Here is a 20,781-nt window from a genome sequence, read left to right as displayed (position 1 = left end):
CTGCCCGATTCGCCTCATGCGCCCTCGACAGCGCCGGGCATAATTCGCGCGCCCCGGCCCCGTGCGGGCACCACTTGCGAAGGGACCCTGTTGACCAACACCGCGCTGCGTGAATCTGCTTTTCCGGATGCGGTGATCACCGAGGCGATCCGATGGACCGAACAGGCCGGCCCGCTCGACGACGCCCAAGCCCTGCGCACCGCCGCATCGCGCATGCCCGACGGCCCGGCCCGCATCACCGAACGCGCGCTTCAACTGGGCGAACGCATCGGGCTCCAATCCGAATTGACGCGCGCCCGCCAATGGGCGCCCTGGGTGCTGCTCGCGCTGGTGGCGCTCATCGTGCTTGCGGGCCTGGGCCTCGCGGGCAACGTGGTCGGCGGCGGCGAGCGCCATATCAATGTGATCGTCGCGCTGGTGAGCCTGCTGGGCCTGCATGCGCTCACGCTGCTGTTCTGGCTGGTGGGGCTGTGGCTGCCGCCGGGCGCGTTCGGCACGGCGTCGCTGGGCTGGATCTGGTTGTCCCTCACCGCGCGCGTGGCCGGCGGCAAGCGCGGGCAGGCGCCGGTGCTGGTGCGCGCAGCCACGGGGCTGTTGACCCGTGCGAAGTTGCTGCCCTGGTTTTTCGGGCTGGTGAGCCATGGCATCTGGTCGCTGTCGTTCGCGGTGGTGCTGGCCGCGATGCTGTTCGCGCTGGCCTTTCGCAGCTACACGCTGAGCTGGGAGACCACGATCCTCGAGCCGGCTTTCTTCGTGCGCGCGGTGCAGGTGCTGGGCTGGGCGCCGTCGCAACTGGGTTTTCCGGTGCCCGATGCGGCGATGGTGCTCTCTGCCTCGCCGGGCGCTGCCGGCCAGCGCACCTGGGCGATGTGGCTGACCGGCTGCATCGTGGTGTACGGCCTCTTGCCGCGCCTGGCGCTGGTGCTGCTCAGTGCCGCCGTGTGGCGCAGCCGCCGCAAGGCGCTGCAGCCCGACTGGCGCGAGCCCTACTACCGCAAGCTGCTCGACCGCTTTTCGGCGCTCGCGCCGGCCGCCATCGTCGATGCCGACCCCGGCCGCACACGCGGCATCGCACCGGCCGGCCTTTCGCCCTCCGAACTGCAGGACGCCTTCTTCGTCATCGGTTTCGAGCTGCCGCCCGACACCGCATGGCCGCCCGCCGGCCTGCCGGCCGATGCCACCGAGGTGCTGCGCATCGACGGCAGCGCCCCGGCCCGGCGCGCCCTGCTCGACCGGCTGGCACACGCCCGACCGCGCGCCGTGCTTCTGGTGTGCCATGCCGCATCCAGCCCCGACCGCGGCACCGAGCGCTTTCTTCGCGAAGTGCTCGCGCATTGCGGCGAATGCCGCCTGTGGCTGGCCGATGCGCCCGACGACAGCGCCACCCGCCGCTGGACCGACTGGCTGCGCGACACCGGCCTGGAACACGTCCCGGCGAGCGACCGGCTGGCCACGGCATCGCAAGGCCTGGGCCCCACGCAATGACGCAGGACGCCATCCGCATCGCCGTCGTCGGCCACACCAACGCGGGCAAGACCTCGCTGCTGCGCACGCTCACACGGCGCATCGGATTCGGCGAGGTGTCGCAGCGCCCGGGCACCACGCGCCATGTGGAATCGGTGGACCTGGACGTCGACGGCAAGGCCGCTGTCCGTTTTTTCGACACGCCGGGCCTGGAAGACGCGGTGGCGCTGCGCGAGCACCTGGCGGGCTTCGACGCACAGGCCACGCCGCCCGAGCGCATCCACCAGTTCTTGCAGGGGCCGGAAGCGCACGGCGTGTTCGAGCAGGAAGCCAAGGTGCTGCGCACCATGCGCGACATCGACGCCGCCTTCCTGGTCATCGACGTGCGCGAGCCGGTGCTGCCCAAGTTTCGCGACGAGATCGAATTGCTCAACTCCTGCGCGCGGCCGGTGATGCCGGTGCTGAATTTCGTGCGCGATGCGGCCAGCCGCGAGCCTGCGTGGAAAGAGCTGCTCTCGGCCTACGGCCTGCATGTGCAGGTGCGCTTCGACGCGGCGTCGCCCTTCGTCGGCGCCGAGCGCGACCTGTACAACGACCTGGCCACGCTGCTGCGCGACCGCCGTGAGCAGTTGCATGCCGTGGTCGATTTCCTGGACACCGAAGCCGCCCAGCGCCGCGCGTCCGCCTGCACGCGCATCGCGGCGCTGCTGGTCGATGCGGCCTCCATACGCCGCACCGTGTCGGCCACCGAGTTCGCCGACACGGCGCGGCGCCAGGCCCTCGTCGCCGCGCTGCAGAAGGCCGTGTTCGACAAGGCCCAGCGCTGCACCGACGACCTGCTCGCGCTCTACGGCTTTCGCCAGGGCGATGCCGACGAGGCGCCGCTGCAGGCCATCGAAGGCCGCTGGACGCTCGACTTCTTCAGCCCCGAGGCGATGAAGGATGCCGGCCTGCGCCTGGGCAAGGGCGCCGTCATCGGCGCGGCCGTGGGCGTGGTGGCAGACCTGGCGGTGGCCGGCCTCTCGCTGGGCGCGGGCGCGGCCCTGGGCGGCGCCATCGGCGGCGCGGTGTCGCAAGGCTGGGGGCCGCTGGGCCGCAAGCTCGCCAACAAGCTGCGCGACGTGCATGAGCTCACGGTGGAAGACGGCGTGCTCTTCACGCTGGTGGCCTGGCAGCTCAAGCTCACGCAGGCGCTGGAACAGCGCGGCCATGCGGCCACGCAACGCATCAGCGCCCAGACGCCCGAGAACGGCGATGCGCCCACCCGCGCGGCAGCCGCCGCGGTGCGCGGCGTGCAGCCGGCACGCAACCACCCGGAGTGGGAAACGACGGGTGTGGCAACGCGCAGCTTCTGGCGTCCCTCGCCGCAGCGTGAAGCGTTGGTGGCCGAGCTCTCGCTCAGCCTGCAACGCGCTTTCGCCGCTTGAGTTCAGGTCCGGAGGCTTCGTTCTCGATTGCAGCCGAGGGCGCGGCCATCGGGCGGCCGGCTGTCTTTCAGTGCGCGGCCGTGCTCAGCGCCTGCAGCCTGGCGTAGTCGCCCGGCCGTGCCCCGAACTGCTCCGGCGTCGAGCGCTTGACGATGCGCTCCAGAAACGCCTGCCGGTTGACCGGCGACACCGTCATGCCCTTGCCGCGCAGGAACTGCTCGTCTTCGAGTTCGCCGGCGATCACGCCCACATTGGTCCACTTGGCGGTTTCCACCAGCGTCTTCTCGACCATCGCTTGCTGCGGCGGCGTGAGCTTCTCCCAGGCGGCCTTGCCGATCACGATGCCCAGCGTGTCGTAGATGTGGCCGGTGAGCTGCACGTATTTCTGCACCTCGTAGAGGCGCTTGTCCTTGACCGTGCCCAGCGGGTTCTCCTGGGCCTCCACCTCGCCCTTCTTGAGCGCGCCGTAGAGGCTCATGAAAGGCAGCGTCACCGGCTTGGCGTCGAGTGCGGTGGGAAACAGCTGGTAGGCCGAGGCGTCGGGCACGTACAGCCGCAGGTCGCGAAAGTCTTCGGGACGCAGCAGCGGCTTGCTCGACGTGACCTGCCGCGCGCCGTAGTACACCGAGGCGACCATGCGGTTGCCGCTCTTCTCGTTGTAGCCCTTCATCAGCTCCGCGAGCAGCGGGCTGGCGAGGTACTTGCGCATGTGGTCCAGGTCCTTGAAGGCAAAGGGGTAGCTGCCCAGGCGCAGCGGCGGATAGCCCTCGGCCAGCGTGGCCTGCCCCACGTAGGCGATCTGCATGGAATCGTTTGCCAGCATCAGGGCGAAGTCGCCCTCCTGCCCCAGCCTGGAAGACGGCACCACCTCGATCTTGATCTTGCCTTCGGACTGCTCGCCGATCTTGCGGGCCGCCAGCTCCGCCTGCTGGTGAAAGATGCTGGTGGGCTCGAAGACGTGGCCCCACTTCAGCTGCAGCACCTGGGCCTGAGCGGAGGCACCGAACACCGCGCCACCCAACGCCATCAGCACGACGCCCGCCCGGCGCCACGGCAAGAAGCTTTTCATGAACTCTCTCCCTCTGTTTGAGAAGGTCAACCCAGTGCAAATTGCGCGCCAGTGCAAGCGGTCGACCGCCGGAAAGACCCGGCGAACGGATCGTAAGGATTTGAAACAAAAGTGGTAGGCGGGTTTGCCCGACCGAGGGCGATGCAGTCACCGTGCCGTCACGGCCCCCACCTAGCATCCCCGGGCTTTCAGCTTCCACAACATCCACGCATGTACCCCGGCGAGCGACTCAACGGATACAGCCACCTGCTGGGCCTGGTGCTGGCGTTGTCGGCGGCGGCGCTGCTGCTCGCCAAGACCGTGCCCACCGGCGACCCCGCGCGCATTGCGGGCGCGCTGGTGTTCTCGCTCTCGGCGGTGGCGCTGTATGCGGCTTCCACCTTGTTCCACAGCACGCGCGGCCGCTTGAAGCGGGTGTGGGAGCGCGCCGACCACTGCGCGATCTACCTGCTGATCGCCGGCACCTACACGCCCTTTGCGCTGGTCACGCTGCAGGGCTTCTGGGGCTGGCTGCTGCTGGCGACGATCTGGGGGGCGGCGTTCTACGGCATCTGGCGCGAGCTGCAGCCGCCCAGGACCGACGTGCCGCAGAAGCCGCCGCTCGCGCTCTACATCGGCATGGGCTGGGTCGGCGTGCTGGCTGCCGTGCCGCTGGCGGCGCGGCTCGACGGCGGCGGGCTCGCGTGGCTCCTGATCGGCGGGGTGCTCTACACCGCCGGCACCGTGTTCTATCGCAACCGCTTCGGCTTTCGGCATGCGCACGGTGCGTGGCATCTGTTCGTGCTGGCGGGCACGGCGAGCCACTATGTGGCGGTGGGCTGGTTCGTGCTGTAGGCGCGCGGATCAGCGCAAGGCTTCCACCGCGATGCGCGTGGCCGACGCCACGACATCGTTGCGCACCTTCGCATCCTCCTGTGGAAAGGTCAGGTAGACCGCCAGCACCAGCGGTGCGCCCGAGGGCGGCCACAGCACGCCGACGTCGTTGTTCGTTCCGTAGGAGCCACCGCCGGTCTTGTCGCCCACCTTCCAGCCCGCGGGCACGCCGGCCAGGAAGCGTTCGGTGCTGGTGGTGTTGCCCAGCAGCCAGGCCTTGAGCTGGTCGCGCTGCGCAGCGCCGAGCGCATCGCCCAGCACCAGCCGCTGCACGCTGGCCGCCATGGCCGCGGGCGTGGTGGTGTCGCGCAGGTCGCCGGGAATGGCGGTGTTGAGTTCGGTCTCCCAACGGTCCAGCCTGAAGGCCTCGTCGCCCGATGCGCGCGCAAAGGCTGTCACCGCGGGCGGGCCGCCCAGCATCTTCATCAGCAGGTTGGCCGCGGCGTTGTCGCTGTACTGGAGGGTGGCGGCGCACAGCTCGGCCACCGTCATGCCGGTGGCGACGTGCTTCTCGGTGATGGGCGAGTGGGCGATCAGGTCGCCCTTGCTGTAGTTGATGCGGCGCGCGAGCAGGCCGGCGCCGCCCGCCTTCGCGCTGCGTTCGAGCACGGCCGCGGCCAGCACGAGCTTGAAGGTGCTGCAGAGCGGAAAGCGCTCGTCGCCGCGGTGCACCAGGCGCGCGCCGCTGGCCGTGTTGAAGCCGACGACACCGAGCCGTCCGCCCGATGCGCTTTCGAGCGCGGTGAGCTGTGCCGAGGCATCCTGTTGCGCGCCCTTGGCGGACCATGCGGTGCAGGCGCTCGCGAGCGGCAGGACCGAGGCGGCGAGCAGGAGGGTGCGGCGATGTACGAGTGGATTCATGGGATTCGAAGCGAATGGGTGGAACGAAGCCCGATCGTAGGAGCGCCGCCGCCGAGGCCCAAGCGCCATGGCCTTCATCGGCGTCTCGCGTGTATCGGCTGTAACCGGCAGGCGGCGTGCCCCGCGTCGTCGCGAGGCATGATTCAGCCATGGACAACCACCGCCCGCACCCCCTGGTCATCGTCAAGCTCGGCGATACCTTCGAAGCCCTGCGCGAGCACCACGGCGATTTCGAGCACTGGATCGCCGCCGGCCTCGCCACCCAGACCCTGCCGATCCTCGTGATCGATCCGCGCCGCGGCGATGCGTTGCCCGCGCCGGGCACGCTGTCGGGCGCCGTGGTCTCCGGCTCGCACGCGATGGTGTCAGACCGCGAACCCTGGAGCGAGCGCACCGCCGAATGGCTGGCGCGGCTCGTGGCGCACGGCACCCCGGTGCTGGGTATCTGCTACGGCCACCAGCTGCTTGCGCATGCGCTCGGCGGCGAGGCGGGCAACCATCCGAACGGCATCGAGATCGGCACGGTGACCGTCACGCTCGACGAAGCCGCAGCCGCCGACCCGCTGCTGCAGGGCATGCCGGCAGAGTTTCAGGCCCAGGTGGTGCACCTGCAAAGCGCGCTGCGCCTGCCCGAAGGCGCGGTGCGGCTGGCCGGCAACGCGCACGAGCCGGTCCAGGCCTTTCGCGTGGGCGACAAGGCCTGGGGCGTGCAGTTCCACCCCGAGTTCGATGCAGAGGCGATGCGCGGCTACATCGACCATCTGGCCGCCGACCACCTGAAGCCAGGCGGCATCGATCCCGCCACGCTGCGCGACAGCGTCGCCGCCACTCCCGCGGCCGCGGCGCTGCTCGCACGCTTTGCGCGCATCGCCGAAGCGCACGACGCGGCCTGACCGACAGCACGCCACCATCGCGCACTCGGCGCCTTGATGCCGGCCCACACGGGTCCGCGCGTCGGAGCGCGACTACAAGAAGCGCGCCCTGCTTCGGTTATGGTGCGATTCACGCGTCATTCGACGCCCTTCCCTGCCTCTTCATGACCACACCCTCCCCCGCACCGGCCCGCAGGCATTTTTCAATGATCCGCGGCTTCCACCTGGCCGACGTGTTCACGCTGGGCAATGCGGCCTGCGGCGTGGGCGCGGTGTTCCTGGCCATGGCCTACATGGCGAGCCAGTCGCTCGCGCAGTTCTACTGGGCGGCGGCGCTCGCGCCGGCGGCCTTCATCTTCGACGTGTTCGACGGCCGCATCGCGCGCTGGCGCCAGACGCACTCGGCGCTGGGGCGCGAGCTCGATTCGCTGGCCGACATCATCTCGTTCGGCGTCGCGCCCGCCGCACTCGCCTTCGCGGCGGGGCTCGACGGCGGCTGGGACTGCATCCTCCTGGTCTATTTCGTGTGCTGCGGCGTGAGCCGGCTCGCCCGCTACAACGTCACGGCCGAGGCGCTCTCCGAAGGCGCCGACAAGGTGAAGTATTTCGAAGGCACACCCATCCCCACCAGCGTGGTGCTGGTGGGCGTGCTGGCCTATGCGGCGTCGCAAGGCGGCATCGGCGCTGCCGTGTGGGGCGGCGCGTGGGTGCTGGGCCCGTGGCAACTGCATCCGCTCGTGCTGCTGTTCGCGCTCTCGGGCACGCTGATGATCAGCAAGACGCTGCGCATTCCCAAGTTCTGAGCATGAAGCTCGGTTGAAGCCACGCATTGTCGATCCCATGTCCCAAGCAAGCTCCTCTACTCACACCGCCGCCGGCGGCCTCGACCAGCTGGTGCACATCGCCGCCGCCCAGCCGCTCGCGCCGGACTGCGATCACTTCTACTTCCTGCGCCACGGTCAGACCGGCCGCAACGCGCTGCGCATCTTCCAGGCGGTCGACGAGCCGTTGAGCGAGCTGGGCCTGCGGCAAGCGGCGCATGCGGCCGAGCTGCTGGCGGGCGAGCCCATACGCACCATCGTCTGCAGCGATGCGCGGCGCGCCTTCGACACGGCGCACACCGTGGGGACGGCGCTCAGGCTGGTGCCTACGGCGCAGGCCGAGCTGCGCGAGCGCAACTTCGGCGCGCTGATCGGCACCTCGTCCGCCAACATCGACTGGGCCTGCCAGCCCGAGGGCGGCGAGACGCTCATGCAGTTCGTCGCCCGCAAGCGCGCCGCACTCGATGCAGCCCTGCGGCAGCCCGCGCCGGTGCTGGTGGTGGCGCACGGCGGCACCCTGTATGCGCTGGCCGCGCTGCTGCGCGTGCCCATCGACACGCAGGTGCTCGGCAACGCGCAGCCGTTGCGCTTTGCGCGCAGCGGCACCACATGGTCCATCACGCCGCTGCTGCGGCACGCGGGCGGCGACGCGGCACTGGCATAGCCAGCACCGCCCGGTACGCCGTCCAACGAATCGAACCCGCACCGCCATGGAATTCAAGGACTACTACAGCGCACTGGGCATCGAACGCACCGCGTCCGAAGACGAGGTGCGCAAGGCCTACCGCAAGCTCGCCCGCAAGTACCACCCCGACGTCAGCAAGGAGCCCGACGCCGAGACGCGCATGCGCGAAATCAACGAGGCCAACGACGTGCTGCGCGACAAGGAAAAGCGCGCGGCCTACGACGCGCTGGCCGATCGCGTGGCGCGCGGCGGCAGCCCCGAGGGCGACTTCCAGCCGCCGCCGGGCTGGGACTCGGGCTACGAGTTCCACCGCGGCCCGCGCCAGGGCCCGGCCGACCATGCGGACTTCAGCGAATTCTTCTCGTCGGTGTTCGGCGAGGCCGAGCGGCGCGGTGCCACGCGGCAGAACTACCGTGCGCGCGGCGAAGACCACCACGCAGCCATCGAGATCGCCATCGAAGACGCGCTCAACGGCGCCGAGCGCGAGATCACCCTGCGCGCGCAGACCCTGGACGCGCAAGGCCGGCCGCAGTGGGAAAACCGCACGCTCAGCGTCAAGATCCCGCCGGGTGTGCATCCGGGCCAGTTCATCCGTCTTGCGGGCCAGGGCATGCCGGGCCACGGCGGCGAGGCGGCCGGCGACCTGTACCTTGAAGTGCGCCTTGCGCCGCACAAGCTCTACCGCGTGGAAGAGCGCGACATCTACATGACGCTGCCCGTCACCCCCACCGAAGCGGCGCTGGGCGCCCAGGTGCAGGTGCCCACGCCGGGCGGCGGCATCGTCGAGGTCACGGTGCCGCGCAATGCGCGCAGCGGCATGAAGCTGCGGCTCAAGGGTCGCGGCCTGAAGGGCAAGACACCGGGCGACATGTACCTGCTGATCGACATCGCGCTGCCGCCGGCCGACAACGACGAGGCGCGCAAGGCCTACGAGCAGCTGGCGCAGGCCGCCGCTGCGTTCAACCCGCGCCAGCATCTGGGAGTCTGACCATGGCGACTGTTTCCTTCACCACCGCAACCGCCGTCAGCGCTTCGCAGCCGCTCGCCCTGACCGAACTGGCCCACGCCGTCGGCGCCGACACTGCCTGGGTGGTGCAGCTGGTCGAGGTCGGCATCGTGCAGATCACGGCCGCCGAAGCGCCGCCCGAACGCTGGCAGTTCTCGAGCACCGACCTGCAATGCGCGCTGGAGGCGCGCCGGCTGGAACGCGACTTCGGCGTGGGGCTCGACGCCGCCGCGCTCATCCTGGACCTGCAGCACGAGGTGCGGCGGCTCAAGGCCACACTGCAGGCGCACGGCCTGCGTTGAACGCGAGGCACTTTTCATCTCGATGACCACGACCAGCACCACAGCCGACAAGACCCGCTGCGCCTGGGCCCGCACCGACCCGCTGCTGGCCGACTACCACGACGCCGAATGGGGCCTGCCCGAAAAAGACAGCCGCGCGCTGTGGGAAAAGCTGATGCTCGACGGCTTCCAGGCCGGCCTCTCGTGGCTCACCATCCTGCGCAAGCGCGAGGCCTTTCGCAGGGCCTTCGAGGGCTTCGTGCCGGAGAAGATCGTCAAGTTCACGGCCGACGATGTCGAACGCCTGATGCAGGACGCAGGCATCGTGCGCTCGCGCGCCAAGATCGAGGCGGCCATCGGCAATGCGCGCGCCTATCTGGCGATGCAGGCGGCGGGCGAGGATTTTTCAGCGTTCGTTTGGGGCATGGCGGGCGGCATGCCCATCGTCAACACAACCGGCGTCGTGCCGACCCAGACGCCGCTGTCGCAAGAGATTTCGAAGGCGCTCAAGAAGCGCGGCTTCAAGTTCGTCGGCCCGGTGATCGTGTACGCGTGGATGCAGGCCACGGGCATCGTGGACGACCATGCGCCCGACTGCCACCGGCACGGGTCGAAGAACACATAGCCCAATAAACAAACAAAAAAACCGGACCGTGCTTTCGCACGGTCCGGTTTTTTTGTTTGGCTTGCTGCCTGAGGCGGCTTGCGCCGCCATCAGATTACAGGCCGGCTTGACGCGTGAAGCTGCGTGCTTGCGAAGGCACGACGCTGCCGGCGAAGGCTTCGCGGCGCAGGTTCTGGCCCGGAGCGTGTGCGGCGGCGACGGCTTCGCTGCGAACGATGGCACGGTCGGTCGAAGCAACCAGTGCGGGAGCCACGGCAGACGACACGCCGTCGCCGTACACGTTGCCGGCGCGGGCAGCGGCAACGGCCTGGGGCGCCACTTCAGCGCGGCTGTAGCCGGAGGTCAGGGGCTGCACGCCTTCGTAGGTTTCTGCATGAGCGCCAGCGGCGGCGAGCAGGGACAGAGCGGCGGCGGCGAGGATGTTCGAGGTCTTCATTTCAATTTCCTTATGTGTTCGCTTGGGATGACATGAATTTTGCGCCCGAATGACTAGGGTAAACCCCCGCACAATCGAATCGCAGCGTTCACGAAATTGAAACAATGAAGCGGAACTTGCTGACAAGGCTAAGTCAAGTGCGGATCTTGCCGCCGAAAACCCGGCTAATTTGCGTACTTTCTCTCTAGTTCATCAAGCAGCGGCTTGCCTACAAGACGCTGCCGTTCCGCAAACGGCGCGACCAGCTGGGGGTCTTCATCAAGGCGCCGCGTGTCGCGAAGTACGGTCAGCGCACGTTGCATGCCAGCCACCGCGCCCTGCAACGCGGCATTGGCGTAGAGCACGAAGCCGTAGCCCAGTTGGCCCAGCTCCTCGGCGCCGAAGGTGGGCGTCTTGCCGCCGATCACCATGTTCATGAGCTGCGGCTTGCCCAGGCGCCGGGGCAACGCGCGCACTTCATCGGCCTGCGTGACGGCCTCGACGAAGAGGATGTCCGCGCCGGCCTCGCTGAACTTATGTGCGCGCTCGATGGCCGCCTCGAAGCCATGCACGGCCGCCGCGTCGGTACGGGCCATGATGAGCAGGTCGCTGTCCTGTCGCGCGTCGACGGCCGCCTTGATCTTGCCGAGCATCTCGCCGGTGTCGATCACCGCCTTGCCCGCGAAGTGGCCGCAGCGCTTGGGGCTGACCTGGTCTTCGAGCTGGATGCAGTCGGCGCCAGCGCGCTCGAGCATGCGCACCGTGTGCCGCACGTTGAGCGCATTGCCGAAGCCCGTGTCGGCATCGACCAGCAGCGGCAGGCTCACCGCATCGCGGATGCGCGCGGTGTGCTCGGCAATCTCGTGCAGCCCCATGAAGGCCTGGTCGGGCAGCCCGAGGTACATGTTGGTCACGCCCGCACCGGTGATGTAGATCGCCTCGAAGCCGAGGTCTTCGACGATGCGGGCCGACATCGCATTGAATGCGCCCGGCACCAGCGCACCGCGGCGCGCCTCGGCCAGCCGGCGCAGCGCCTTCTTCGGCGACTCGTTGTTCACGCGCATGGCTTCAGGCGGTGTAGAGATCGACGTACTCGTTCACCGGCATCGCCTCGAGCTTCTTCGCATCGAGCGACACATCCAGGATCGCCTGCTGCTGCTTCTGCGCGAAGCTGCGCGCGAGGTTGGTCCGGAACTTGGCTTCGAGCAAGGGAATGCCGTCCGCACGGCGGCGCTTGTGGCCGATCGGGTAGTCGACAACGATCTCCGAAAAACTTGTGCCGTCCTTGAACTCGACGGTCAGCGCATTGGCGATGCTGCGCTTCTCGGGGTCGTGATAGTCGGCGGTGAACCTGGGGGCTTCCACGCAGACGATCTTGTCGCGCAGCGCGTCGATGCGCGGATCGTTCGCCACGCTGTCCTCGTAGTCGCCGGCCGTCAGGCGCCCGAAGATCATCGGCACCGCCACCATGTACTGGATGCAGTGGTCGCGGTCCGCCGGATTGTTCAGCGGCCCCTTCTTGTCGATGATGCGGATGCACGCCTCGTGCGTGCGGATCGTCACCCGGCGGATGTCGTCCACCGTCTTGCCGGACTTCTGCAGTTGCCCATGCAGCGTCATGCCCGCCTCCACCGCCGTCTGGCTGTGGAACTCGGCCGGGAAGCTGATCTTGAACAGCACGTTCTCCATCACATAGCTGCCCCATTCGGATGCAGGCCGTTGGAACTTGAACGGCTGCCCCTTGAACAGCACGTCGTAGAAGCCCCAGGTCCTGGCGGTGAGCACGCTCGGGTAGCCCATCTCGCCGGTCTTCGCGATCAGCGCCAGGCGCACCGCGCGGCTCGTCGCATCGCCCGCAGCCCAGCTCTTGCGGCTGCCGGTATTGGGCGCATGGCGATACGTGCGCAGGCTCTGGCCATCGACCCATGCGAGCGACACGGCGTTGATGATCTCGTCGCGCGACAGGCCCATGAGACGCGCCACCACGGCGGTCGATGCAACCTTGACCAGCACCACGTGATCGAGCCCGACCTTGTTGAACGAGTTCTCGAGCGCGAGGCAGCCCTGGATCTCGTGCGCCTGGATCATCCCGGTGAGCACGTCGCGCATGGTCAGCGGCGCGCGGCCCGCGGCCACCGCATTGCGGCTCAGCCAGTCGGCCGTCGCGAGGATGCCGCCCAGGTTGTCGCTCGGATGGCCCCACTCCGCCGCGAGCCAGGTGTCGTTGAAGTCGAGCCAGCGGATCATGGTGCCGATGTTGAACGCGGCCTGGATCGGGTCGAGCTGATACGGCGTGCCGGGCACCTTCGCGCCGTGGGGCACCACCGTGCCGGGCACGACCGGGCCGAGCAACTTGGTGCAGGCCGGGTACTCAAGCGCTTCGAGGCCGCAGCCGAGCGTGTCGATCAGGCAGTGGCGCGCGGTTTCATAGGCGAGCGCGCTGGTGATCTGCTGGTGCGCGAGCACGTAGTCGACGATGTCGACCAGCACCGGGTCGGGTTCGGGGCGGACGTTGCTGATGGGAGCGGACATGGTTCTTCTCTGTTGCGGTAAACGGTACGAAGCGGTCTGGATGCCTCAGCGGCGGTCCGAGATGGGCACGAAGATCAGGTCTTCGGGCCCGGTGTAGTGGGCACTGGGCCGGATGATCTTGTTGTCCTGCCGCTGCTCGATGATGTGCGCCGCCCAGCCGCTGGTGCGCGCGATCACGAAGAGCGGCGTGAACATCGCGGTCGGCACGCCCAGCATGTGATAGCTCACGGCGCTGAACCAGTCGAGATTGGGGAACATCTTCTTCGCCTCCCACATGACGGTTTCGAGCCGTTCGGCAATGTCGTACATGCGGGTGGACCCGGCCTCGTCCGAGAGCTTCTTCGCCACGCGCTTGATGACCACGTTGCGCGGGTCCGACACGGTGTAGACCGGGTGGCCGAAGCCGATGACCACCTCCTTCGCCTCGACGCGGCGGCGGATGTCGGCCTCGGCTTCGTCGGGCGTGTCGTAGCGCTTCTGGATCTCGAAGGCCACCTCGTTGGCGCCGCCGTGCTTGGGTCCGCGCAGCGCGCCGATGGCGCCGGTGACGGCCGAGTACACATCGGAGCCCGTGCCCGCCACCACGCGGGCGGTGAAGGTCGAGGCGTTGAACTCGTGCTCGGCGTACAGGTTGAGCGAGGTGTGCATCGCGCGCTCCCAGCTCGCCGAGGGTGCGCGGCCGTGCAGCAGGTGGAGGAAGTGCGCACCTATCGATTCGTCGTCGGTCTCCACCTCGATGCGCCGGCCCTGCGTGGACCAGTGGTACCAGTACAGCAGCATCGAGCCGAGCGAGGCCATCAGGCGGTCGGCGATGTCGCGCGCGCCCGGCAGCGAATGGTCGTCCTTCTCGGGCAGCACGCAGCCGAGCGCCGAGACGCCCGTGCGCATCACGTCCATCGGATGCGCACTCGCGGGCAGGCGCTCCAGCGCTTCCTTCACGCTCGCGGGCAGGCCGCGCATCGCCTTCAGGCGCCCCTTGTAGGCGCGCAGTTCGGAGGCGGTCGGCAGCTTGCCGTGCACCAGCAGGTGCGCGATTTCCTCGAACTCGCAGACATCGGCGATGTCCAGGATGTCGTAGCCGCGGTAGTGCAGATCGTTGCCCGTGCGGCCCACGGTGCACAGCGCGGTGTTGCCCGCGGTCACGCCCGAGAGTGCGACGGATTTCTTGGGCTTGAAGCCTGTGGCCAGCGGGCTGTCTGCGGTCAGGGTCATACGGTCTCCTCGAATGTCTGTTCATGAAGGCGCGGCGTGTTCGCCAACCGCACCGGGCGTCCGGCGGCATCCACGGCCACCATCTCGAATTCGCCATCGAGCACACGCTTGAGCGCCTCGGTGGCCACGTCCTGCACGCTGCCGGCCACGCGCACGGTGAGCGAGCTGCGGCCGACGCGCGACACATGCGCTTCCAGCACCAGCGTGCTGCCCAGCCGCACGGGCGCATGGAACAGCACCTCGCCGCAACGCGCCATCACCACGTCGCCGCGCACGAAGCCGCGGCCGCTGAGGAAGGCCGCCTTCGACAGCAGCTGCAGCGCCTGCCCGCCGAACAGCGTGCCGTAGTGGTTGGTGTGTTCGGGGAATACCACCTCGATCGATCGGACGGTGCCGCGTGCGTTTTGCATGATTCGCAATTTACGCAAGATCGTGACCATAATGAAGGACTGAATTGGCGAATGATTGCGAAGACAGCGCCCAGATTTTGCGAATCTTGCGAACATCGAAGAATGGAGATGGCGATGAAGAAGACCTTCATGGGCGTACGGCTGCGGAGCCTGCGTGAAGAGCGCGGCCTGAGCCAGCTCGCGCTTGCGCAGCAGTTAGGCCTGTCGCCCAGCTACCTCAACCAGATCGAGCAGAACCAGCGGCCACTCACCGTGCCGGTGCTGCTGCGCCTGCACGCCACATTGGGCGTCGACATCCAGGCTTTTTCCGAAGACGAAGAAGCGCGCCTCGTCGCAAGCCTGCGCGAGGCGCTGGCCGACAACCCGGGCGGCGATGCGGTCGCGCTCGCCGAGCTGCGCGAAGTCGCCACGCAGATGCCCGCAGTGGGCCGCGCACTGATCGCGCTGCACCAGCGGCACCGTGATGCGATGGAGCGCCTCGAAGCGCTGGCCGGCGAACTCGGCGATGGCCGCGGCGACCTCGCGCGCATGCCGCAGGCACGGCCGATGCCCTTTGAGGAAGTGCGCGATTTCTTCTTCGCGCACCAGAACCACATCGCCCCGCTCGACGACGCCGCCGAGGCTTTCTCCGCCGAGTGGCGGCTGCGCGAAGGCAACCCCGGCGACCGGCTTGCACAGCGCCTGCTCGAAGCACACGGCGTGCAGGTGATTCCGGCCGAAGACGACGAAGGCGGCGCGCAACGCCGCTTCGACCCGGCCACGCGCGTGCTCCGGCTCTCGCGCTATCTGGAGCCGGGCCAGCACGCCTTCCAGCTTGCGACGCAACTGGCCTTTCTCGAACTCGGCGACATGATCGACACGCTGGTTGCCCAGGCGCCGCTGTCGAGCGACACCGCGCGTTCGCTGGCACGCATCGGCCTCGCGAACTACTTTGCCGCCGCACTGCTGCTTCCTTATGGCGTGTTTCTTGAAGCGGCCGAGCAATTGCGCTACGACATCGACCAGCTCGCGCGCCGCTTCGGCGTGGGCTTCGAAACCATCTGCCACCGCCTGAGCTCGCTGCAGCGGTCCGAGGCGCGCGGCGTTCCCTTCTTCCTCATCCGCGTCGACCGCGCCGGCAACATCTCCAAGCGCCAGTCGGCCACGCACTTCCACTTCTCGAAAACCGGCGGCACCTGTCCGCTATGGAACGTGTACGAGGCCTTCGCGCAGCCGGGCCGCGTGCTGACGCAGCTCGCGCGCATGCCCGACGGTCGCGCCTACCTCTGGATCGCGCGCACCGTGTCGCACGGCTACCGCGGCTTCGGCTCGCCCAACAAAACTTTCTCCATCGGCTTGGGCTGCGACATCAGCCATGCCACGCGGCTCGTCTATTCCAAGGGCATGGACCTGCGCGACCCCGAGGTGCCGACGCCCATCGGCGCGGGCTGCAAGGTGTGCGAACGCGAGGCCTGCCCGCAGCGGGCGTTTCCGTTCGTGGGCCGGCCGCTCGACGTGGACGAGAACCAGAGCCGCTTCATGCCCTATGCCGCGGCGCCCGACAGGTATGGCACGGCGCGCACCGCGCTCAAGAGCGGGGCCAGCCGCGCACCAGCGTCCGGATCGCCACGGCGCCGCTCCCCTTGACCTCGGCACGGTAGGTGCCCACCAGCGCCTCGCGCTCGGCCGCGGCCTGCGGATCGTTGCGCCAAGCGAGCAGGGAGGCGACGTCCGCGTCGGGCAGCGCCGCGAGCAGCGCTTGCGTGACCTGTTTTTCGAACTCGCGCGCCACCGTCAACAGGTTGCGCGGACGCGGCGAGGTGATGCCGCGCGACCACAGCGTGTCCACTGCCATGTCGAGCGTGCGATCGGGCAGCGAGGTGAACTGGCCGGCGTTGCCGCGGGCCAGTTGCTTGACGACGGAGCTCAGCAGCAGCTGGCTGGAGAAATCGACTTCGCGGACGTCTGCCACCGCCATGCGTTCGAGCAATTCGGTGCGTGCGGGGTCGGCCGGCTTCGCGCGCTCGCGGTTGAAGAACTCGATCTTGGCCGCGTCGTCCATCGCAGCGTAGTCGGCACGCAGCTTGGCGAAGCGCGCCACGGCCTCCTGCACCTGCGGGCCCGGTGCGGCGCCGCCCTTGCCCGCCGCAGCCACCTCCTGCTGGATCGCAGCGACCGAGGCCTTGACGTCGAACGAACGCGCGGCGGCGGTGTCCAGCGCCGCGAGCGCCTTGTCGGCGATGGCCTGGTCCGGCGGGTCGAGCAACTGTCGCGCATCGCGCGACACGGCACCGGGCGCATACGCGGCCTGATAGCGCGCCTGCACGCCTTCGAATTGCATCAAGGCCTGCGCGCGATCCTGCGCCCCGGCCAAAACTGGTGCGAGCAGCAGCGACAACAGAAGAAAAGGAGCAAGGGAGAAACGTTTCGCAACGTGGAGAGAGACGGTCATGGCGCCATTATTGGCGCTCGCCCCCTTCTCTCCCGACCCGAGCCGCTCACGCCGCTGCCAGCTCCTCGCGCAGCAGCTTCGCGGCTGTGACCATGTTCGACAACGCCGCCTCGGTTTCGGGCCAGCCGCGCGTCTTGAGGCCGCAGTCGGGGTTGATCCACAGGTTGCGGTGCGGCACCACGTCCGCGGCCTTGCGCATCAGCCGCACGATCTCGTCCACCGAGGGCACGCGCGGCGAATGGATGTCGTAGACGCCCGGGCCGATCTCGTTCGGGTAGCGGAAGCCGCCCGAATCGTTCTCGCCGCCAAAGCCTCGCAGCAGTTCCATGTCGGAGCGGCTGGTCTCGATGGTGATCACGTCGGCATCCATCGCGGCGATCTCCGGCAGGATGTCGTTGAACTCCGAATAGCACATGTGCGTGTGGATCTGCGTCTCGTCGCGCACGCCGGACGCGCTGATGCGGAAGGCGCGCGTGGCGGACTTCAGGTACGCGGGCCAGCCGGCGCGGCGCAGCGGCAGGCCTTCGCGGATCGCGGGCTCGTCGATCTGGATGATGCCGATGCCGGCGCCTTCAAGGTCCACCACTTCGTCGCGGATCGCCCAGGCAATCTGCTCGCAGGTGGTGGCGCGCGGCTGGTCATCGCGTACGAAAGACCACTGCAGGATCGTGACTGGGCCGGTCAGCATGCCCTTCATCGGCAGCTTGGTGAGGCTCTGCGCGTAGGCGGTCCATTCGACCGTCATCGCGGCCGGTCGCGCCACGTCGCCGAAGATCACCGGCGGCTTCACGCAGCGCGAACCGTACGACTGCACCCAGCCGTTGGCGGTGAAGGCAAAGCCGTCGAGCTGCTCGCCGAAGTACTCGACCATGTCGTTGCGCTCGGCCTCGCCATGCACCAGCACGTCGATGCCCAGCTCCTCCTGCTTGCGCACGGCCAGCGCGATTTCGGCGCGCATCTTGTCGCGGTAGCCGGCCGCATCGAGCTCGCCGCGCTTGAAGGCGGCGCGCGCGGCGCGGATGTCCGGGGTCTGCGGGAACGAGCCGATGGTGGTGGTGGGCAGCGAGGGCAAGGCAAATCGCGAGCGCTGCACCGACTGGCGCTGCGCGAAGGCCGAAGCGCGGGCGTCGTCGCCGGCCACGCGGCGCGCCAGGCGCAACGCCACGTCGGCGCGGTGCACGCGCGGGCTGGCGCGGCGCGCGGCCACCGCGGCGCGGGCGACCTTGAGATCAGCGGCGACGGAAACCTCGTTGCCGTCGAGCACTGCGCCGAGCACGCGCAGCTCATCGAGCTTCTCGACAGCGAAGGCGAGCCACGACTTGAGCTCGGCATCGAGCTTTGTCTCGGCCGCGAGGCTGAACGGCACATGCAGCAGCGAGCACGAGGGCGCGATCCACAGCTCGCCGCGGTTCTTGTCGACCACCGGGCGCAGCGTGGCAAGCGCCGCATCGGGGTCGGTGCGCCAGATGTTGCGGCCGTCCACGATGCCGACCGACAGCACCTTGTGCGCGGCGAGCCAGTCGGCCACGCCCGTGAGCTCCTGCGGCGCGCGCACCGCATCCACGTGCAAGCCGGCCAATGGCAGCTGGCACGCCAGTCGCAAGTTCTCGGACAGCGGCGAAAAATACGTGGCCAGCAGCAGCTTGGGCGCGCTGCGCGCGAGCTGCCAGTAGGCGCGCTCGAAGGCATTGCGCCAGGCCTCGGGCAGGTCCAGGCCGAGGATGGGCTCGTCGATCTGCACCCACTCCACGCCCTGCTGCTTCAGGCGCGCGAGCACTTGCTCGTACACCGGCAGCAGTTGGTCGAGCAGCGAGAAGCGGTCGAAGCCGACCTGCTTTTCCTTGCCCAGGTACAGGAAGCTCAGTGGGCCCAGCAGCACGGCCTTGACCGCATGGCCGGCCTGCTGCGCCTGCGCCACCTCGTCGAAGAGCCGCGTGGAGGCCAGCTTGAACTGCGTGGCCGCATTGAACTCGGGCACGAGGTAGTGGTAGTTGGTGTCGAACCACTTGGTCATCTCCAGCGCGAAGGTGCCTTCGGTGCCGTGCTTGCAGTTCTGGTCATGCACATGTCCGGCTTGATCTTCCACGCCGCGCGCCATCTTGAAGTAGCGCGACAGCTCGGCCTCGTCGCCCTTGAAGCCGAAGCGCGCCGGTTCGCAGCCGAGCAGCTGAATGTGGTTGGCCACCTGGTCGTAGTAGGCAAAGTCGCCGACGGTGACGTAAGCCAGCCCCGCATCGCGCTGGGCCTGCCAGTGGCGCGCGCGCAGTTGTTCGCCGACGGCCTCGAGCGCGGCGCGGTCGATCTCGCCGCGCCAGTGCTTTTCGAGGGCGAACTTCAGCTCGCGGTTGGCGCCCATGCGCGGAAAGCCGAGGGTGTGGGTACGGGTGGTCATTGCGGGTAATCCTGTCGCTTGAATCTTGAGAATCCGCAATGGTCGGCGTTTGGAGAATATGATTCAAACGAAACCTTTTGCCCATTCACTTGAATCTCATTCATGTTGCAATCGATCCTGGAGATACGCCACCTGCGCACGCTCATCGCGTTGCGCGACACCGGCAGCCTGGTGCGCGCGGCGCAGTTGCTCAACCTCACGCAGTCGGCGCTGTCGCACCAGATCAAGCTGCTCGAAGACCGCTACAGTGCGCAGCTTTTCGAGCGCAAGTCGGTGCCCCCGCAGTTCAGCACCACCGGTCTTCGGCTGCTGCAACTGGCGGACACGGCATTGCCGTTGATCGAAGAAGCGGAGCGCGACGTGGCACGGCTCGCGCTGGGGCGCAGCGGGCAGCTGCGCATCGTGGTCGAGTGCCACACCTGCTTCGACTGGCTGATGCCCGCGATGGACGCCTTTCGCCAGCGCTGGCCCGAGATCGAGCTCGACATCGTCTCGGGCTTCCACCCCGACCCCATCGCGCTCGTGATGCAGAACCGCGCCGAGGTGGCCATCGTGTCCGAGGAGGACCCCGACGAAACGGTGGACTACCACGCGCTGTTCCGCTTCGAGATCGTGGCGCTGCTCGCCAACGACCACCCGCTCACGGCCAAGACGCACCTCACGGCCAGGCACTTCGCCGACCAGACGCTGATCACCTACCCCGTGCCCGACGAGATGCTCGACATCGTGCGGCAGGTGCTGGCACCGGCCGGCGTGGAGCCCGCACACCGTCGCACCACCGAACTCACGGTGGCGATGCTGCAGCTGGTGGCGAGCGGACGCGGCGTGGCAACCTTGCCGCTGTGGGCGGTGCAGAACTACCTCGACCGCGGCTACGTCACGGCGCGCCGCGTCGGCAGCAAGGGGCTGACGGGACGGCTCTACATGGCCTGCACGCAGGGCACCTCGGACCAGCCATGGCTCGCTGACTTCGTGCACATCACGCGCGAGAGCTGCTTCAAGAGCCTGCCGGGGATCGAACTGCTCTGACGCGACACGAACACGCGTGAGCGGCCTAGATCTTCGAACTGCTGTCGGGCATTGCGCTCACAACGAAGGCAACGACATGCGCTGGTACGAACTGGGTTGCCGGCAAAACCCGCATCGCCCGACGCGGCGGGGTAGAGTCGGGAATGAACCCACAACCACCCGCCACACCTGACACCCCTCCCGCGACCGCCGCCGTCGCCATCACCGAGACGCAGGCGTTCACCCGGGCCTGGATGCTTTTCGTCATGCTGGTCGCGGCTGTCGTGGGCGTGCTGTGGGCCGTGAAGACCTGGTTGGGCTGAATCGGGAGGCCTGCCACAGCCTGTGTCGACGGGCTTTTCACATCTGTGCGGCGCGAGGCAAACGCACCATCGGA

Annotated in this window: 21 protein-coding genes; 12 read left to right on the top strand and 9 right to left on the bottom strand. The window is 68.4% G+C overall.

Translation table 11 applies throughout. The features are described from left to right. The first annotated feature begins 90 nt into the window (after nt 1-90). Both ABIC90_RS03000 and ABIC90_RS02995 read left to right on the top strand, forming a co-directional pair. Entirely contained in the window at nt 91-1,485 is a 1,395-nt protein-coding gene (locus tag ABIC90_RS03000) for a DUF2868 domain-containing protein (protein ID WP_354352545.1), read from the top strand. After that, a complete protein-coding gene (locus ABIC90_RS02995; protein WP_354352544.1) occupies nt 1,482-2,891 on the top strand; it encodes a GTPase/DUF3482 domain-containing protein in 1,410 nt (469 codons plus the stop codon). The genes ABIC90_RS03000 and ABIC90_RS02995 overlap by 4 nt, the downstream gene beginning before the upstream one ends. A 67-nt stretch (nt 2,892-2,958) precedes the next feature. On the opposite strand, the gene ABIC90_RS02990 is transcribed toward ABIC90_RS02995, so the two are convergent. Continuing rightward, entirely contained in the window at nt 2,959-3,960 is a 1,002-nt protein-coding gene (locus ABIC90_RS02990; RefSeq protein ID WP_354352543.1) for a sialic acid TRAP transporter substrate-binding protein SiaP, read from the bottom strand. 210 nt (nt 3,961-4,170) lie between these two features. On the opposite strand from ABIC90_RS02990, the gene trhA reads away from it, so the two are divergent. Next, a complete protein-coding gene (gene trhA / locus ABIC90_RS02985; RefSeq protein WP_354352542.1) occupies nt 4,171-4,794 on the top strand; it encodes a PAQR family membrane homeostasis protein TrhA in 624 nt (207 codons plus the stop codon). Nucleotides 4,795-4,803: 9 nt separating this feature from the next. Here trhA and bla read toward each other — a convergent pair whose 3' ends face one another. Further along, nucleotides 4,804-5,694, bottom strand: a complete 891-nt coding sequence (gene bla, locus ABIC90_RS02980; protein ID WP_354352541.1) for a class A beta-lactamase — start codon at nt 5,692-5,694, stop codon at nt 4,804-4,806. Nucleotides 5,695-5,843: 149 nt separating this feature from the next. On the opposite strand from bla, the gene ABIC90_RS02975 reads away from it, so the two are divergent. The 6 genes from ABIC90_RS02975 (at nt 5,844) to ABIC90_RS02950 (ending at nt 9,984) form a co-directional block, all read left to right on the top strand. After that, on the top strand, nt 5,844-6,587 hold the full coding sequence (locus tag ABIC90_RS02975) for a glutamine amidotransferase (RefSeq protein WP_354352540.1): 744 nt from the start codon (nt 5,844-5,846) through the stop codon (nt 6,585-6,587). 143 nt (nt 6,588-6,730) lie between these two features. Further along, on the top strand, nt 6,731-7,369 hold the full coding sequence (locus ABIC90_RS02970; protein ID WP_354352539.1) for a CDP-alcohol phosphatidyltransferase family protein: 639 nt from the start codon (nt 6,731-6,733) through the stop codon (nt 7,367-7,369). A gap of 37 nt (nt 7,370-7,406) precedes the next feature. Next, nucleotides 7,407-8,051 (top strand): histidine phosphatase family protein, encoded by a 645-nt coding sequence (locus tag ABIC90_RS02965; protein WP_354352538.1) that lies wholly within the window; start codon nt 7,407-7,409, stop codon nt 8,049-8,051. Nucleotides 8,052-8,097: 46 nt separating this feature from the next. Continuing rightward, nucleotides 8,098-9,060 carry a DnaJ C-terminal domain-containing protein gene (locus ABIC90_RS02960; RefSeq protein WP_354352537.1) on the top strand — a complete coding sequence of 321 codons (963 nt, stop codon included), beginning with the start codon at nt 8,098-8,100 and terminating at the stop codon, nt 9,058-9,060. Nucleotides 9,061-9,062: 2 nt separating this feature from the next. Next, nucleotides 9,063-9,380 carry a chaperone modulator CbpM gene (locus tag ABIC90_RS02955; RefSeq protein ID WP_354352536.1) on the top strand — a complete coding sequence of 106 codons (318 nt, stop codon included), beginning with the start codon at nt 9,063-9,065 and terminating at the stop codon, nt 9,378-9,380. 22 nt (nt 9,381-9,402) lie between these two features. Then, nucleotides 9,403-9,984 (top strand): DNA-3-methyladenine glycosylase I, encoded by a 582-nt coding sequence (locus tag ABIC90_RS02950; protein WP_354352535.1) that lies wholly within the window; start codon nt 9,403-9,405, stop codon nt 9,982-9,984. A gap of 94 nt (nt 9,985-10,078) precedes the next feature. On the opposite strand, the gene ABIC90_RS02945 is transcribed toward ABIC90_RS02950, so the two are convergent. The 5 genes from ABIC90_RS02945 to ABIC90_RS02925 all read right to left on the bottom strand — a co-directional run bounded on the left by ABIC90_RS02945 (nt 10,079) and on the right by ABIC90_RS02925 (nt 14,553). Beyond that, nucleotides 10,079-10,420 (bottom strand): alpha/beta hydrolase, encoded by a 342-nt coding sequence (locus ABIC90_RS02945; RefSeq protein WP_354352534.1) that lies wholly within the window; start codon nt 10,418-10,420, stop codon nt 10,079-10,081. A 164-nt stretch (nt 10,421-10,584) separates the two neighbouring features. Continuing rightward, complete coding sequence (locus ABIC90_RS02940; RefSeq protein WP_354352533.1) at nt 10,585-11,463, bottom strand: isocitrate lyase/PEP mutase family protein; 879 nt, start codon at nt 11,461-11,463, stop codon at nt 10,585-10,587. Between the two features lie 4 nt (nt 11,464-11,467). Then, the gene (locus ABIC90_RS02935; RefSeq protein WP_354352532.1) at nt 11,468-12,931 is read right to left on the bottom strand and encodes a bifunctional 2-methylcitrate dehydratase/aconitate hydratase; all 1,464 of its coding nucleotides are present in this window, start codon (nt 12,929-12,931) and stop codon (nt 11,468-11,470) included. Nucleotides 12,932-12,976: 45 nt separating this feature from the next. Then, nucleotides 12,977-14,143 carry a bifunctional 2-methylcitrate synthase/citrate synthase gene (prpC, locus tag ABIC90_RS02930; RefSeq protein WP_354352531.1) on the bottom strand — a complete coding sequence of 389 codons (1,167 nt, stop codon included), beginning with the start codon at nt 14,141-14,143 and terminating at the stop codon, nt 12,977-12,979. Further along, nucleotides 14,140-14,553, bottom strand: coding sequence for an acyl-CoA thioesterase (locus ABIC90_RS02925; RefSeq protein ID WP_354352530.1), 414 nt, complete (start codon nt 14,551-14,553; stop codon nt 14,140-14,142). Before ABIC90_RS02925 ends, prpC begins: the two co-directional genes overlap by 4 nt. A 114-nt stretch (nt 14,554-14,667) precedes the next feature. On the opposite strand from ABIC90_RS02925, the gene ABIC90_RS02920 reads away from it, so the two are divergent. Beyond that, on the top strand, nt 14,668-16,179 hold the full coding sequence (locus ABIC90_RS02920) for a short-chain fatty acyl-CoA regulator family protein (protein WP_354352529.1): 1,512 nt from the start codon (nt 14,668-14,670) through the stop codon (nt 16,177-16,179). On the opposite strand, the gene ABIC90_RS02915 is transcribed toward ABIC90_RS02920, so the two are convergent. Both ABIC90_RS02915 and metE read right to left on the bottom strand, forming a co-directional pair. Beyond that, nucleotides 16,121-16,873, bottom strand: coding sequence for a hypothetical protein (locus tag ABIC90_RS02915; protein ID WP_354352528.1), 753 nt, complete (start codon nt 16,871-16,873; stop codon nt 16,121-16,123). The genes ABIC90_RS02920 and ABIC90_RS02915 overlap by 59 nt on opposite strands. A gap of 157 nt (nt 16,874-17,030) precedes the next feature. Beyond that, the gene (gene metE, locus ABIC90_RS02910; RefSeq protein WP_354352527.1) at nt 17,031-19,376 is read right to left on the bottom strand and encodes a 5-methyltetrahydropteroyltriglutamate--homocysteine S-methyltransferase; all 2,346 of its coding nucleotides are present in this window, start codon (nt 19,374-19,376) and stop codon (nt 17,031-17,033) included. Between the two features lie 102 nt (nt 19,377-19,478). Here metE and ABIC90_RS02905 point away from each other — a divergent pair, with 102 nt between their 5' ends. Together ABIC90_RS02905 and ABIC90_RS02900 are read left to right on the top strand one after the other, a co-directional pair. Beyond that, nucleotides 19,479-20,405, top strand: coding sequence for a LysR family transcriptional regulator (locus ABIC90_RS02905; RefSeq protein ID WP_354352526.1), 927 nt, complete (start codon nt 19,479-19,481; stop codon nt 20,403-20,405). A gap of 143 nt (nt 20,406-20,548) precedes the next feature. After that, nucleotides 20,549-20,707, top strand: a complete 159-nt coding sequence (locus tag ABIC90_RS02900; protein ID WP_354352525.1) for a hypothetical protein — start codon at nt 20,549-20,551, stop codon at nt 20,705-20,707. Nucleotides 20,708-20,781: the final 74 nt, after the last annotated feature.

The sequence above is a fragment of the Variovorax boronicumulans genome (assembly GCF_040544675.1).
Lineage (GTDB): Bacteria > Pseudomonadota > Gammaproteobacteria > Burkholderiales > Burkholderiaceae_C > Variovorax > Variovorax boronicumulans_D.
The sequence above is the reverse complement of the archived record's forward strand: the minus strand, read 5'-3'. Positions and strand labels throughout refer to the sequence as shown.

Bases quoted from the DNA above. Each gene is read 5' to 3' on its own strand.
- ABIC90_RS02995 (WP_354352544.1), top strand. From the start codon at position 1,482: ATGACGCAGGACGCCATCCGCATCGCCGTCGTCGGCCACACCAACGCG.
- ABIC90_RS02990 (WP_354352543.1), bottom strand. From the start codon at position 3,960: ATGAAAAGCTTCTTGCCGTGGCGCCGGGCGGGCGTCGTGCTGATGGCG.
- trhA (WP_354352542.1), top strand. From the start codon at position 4,171: ATGTACCCCGGCGAGCGACTCAACGGATACAGCCACCTGCTGGGCCTG.
- bla (WP_354352541.1), bottom strand. From the start codon at position 5,694: ATGAATCCACTCGTACATCGCCGCACCCTCCTGCTCGCCGCCTCGGTC.
- ABIC90_RS02975 (WP_354352540.1), top strand. From the start codon at position 5,844: ATGGACAACCACCGCCCGCACCCCCTGGTCATCGTCAAGCTCGGCGAT.
- ABIC90_RS02970 (WP_354352539.1), top strand. From the start codon at position 6,731: ATGACCACACCCTCCCCCGCACCGGCCCGCAGGCATTTTTCAATGATC.
- ABIC90_RS02965 (WP_354352538.1), top strand. From the start codon at position 7,407: ATGTCCCAAGCAAGCTCCTCTACTCACACCGCCGCCGGCGGCCTCGAC.
- ABIC90_RS02960 (WP_354352537.1), top strand. From the start codon at position 8,098: ATGGAATTCAAGGACTACTACAGCGCACTGGGCATCGAACGCACCGCG.
- ABIC90_RS02955 (WP_354352536.1), top strand. From the start codon at position 9,063: ATGGCGACTGTTTCCTTCACCACCGCAACCGCCGTCAGCGCTTCGCAG.
- ABIC90_RS02950 (WP_354352535.1), top strand. From the start codon at position 9,403: ATGACCACGACCAGCACCACAGCCGACAAGACCCGCTGCGCCTGGGCC.
- ABIC90_RS02945 (WP_354352534.1), bottom strand. From the start codon at position 10,420: ATGAAGACCTCGAACATCCTCGCCGCCGCCGCTCTGTCCCTGCTCGCC.
- ABIC90_RS02940 (WP_354352533.1), bottom strand. From the start codon at position 11,463: ATGCGCGTGAACAACGAGTCGCCGAAGAAGGCGCTGCGCCGGCTGGCC.
- ABIC90_RS02935 (WP_354352532.1), bottom strand. From the start codon at position 12,931: ATGTCCGCTCCCATCAGCAACGTCCGCCCCGAACCCGACCCGGTGCTG.
- prpC (WP_354352531.1), bottom strand. From the start codon at position 14,143: ATGACCCTGACCGCAGACAGCCCGCTGGCCACAGGCTTCAAGCCCAAG.
- ABIC90_RS02925 (WP_354352530.1), bottom strand. From the start codon at position 14,553: ATGCAAAACGCACGCGGCACCGTCCGATCGATCGAGGTGGTATTCCCC.
- ABIC90_RS02920 (WP_354352529.1), top strand. From the start codon at position 14,668: ATGAAGAAGACCTTCATGGGCGTACGGCTGCGGAGCCTGCGTGAAGAG.
- ABIC90_RS02915 (WP_354352528.1), bottom strand. From the start codon at position 16,873: ATGCAATTCGAAGGCGTGCAGGCGCGCTATCAGGCCGCGTATGCGCCC.
- metE (WP_354352527.1), bottom strand. From the start codon at position 19,376: ATGACCACCCGTACCCACACCCTCGGCTTTCCGCGCATGGGCGCCAAC.
- ABIC90_RS02905 (WP_354352526.1), top strand. From the start codon at position 19,479: ATGTTGCAATCGATCCTGGAGATACGCCACCTGCGCACGCTCATCGCG.
- ABIC90_RS02900 (WP_354352525.1), top strand. From the start codon at position 20,549: ATGAACCCACAACCACCCGCCACACCTGACACCCCTCCCGCGACCGCC.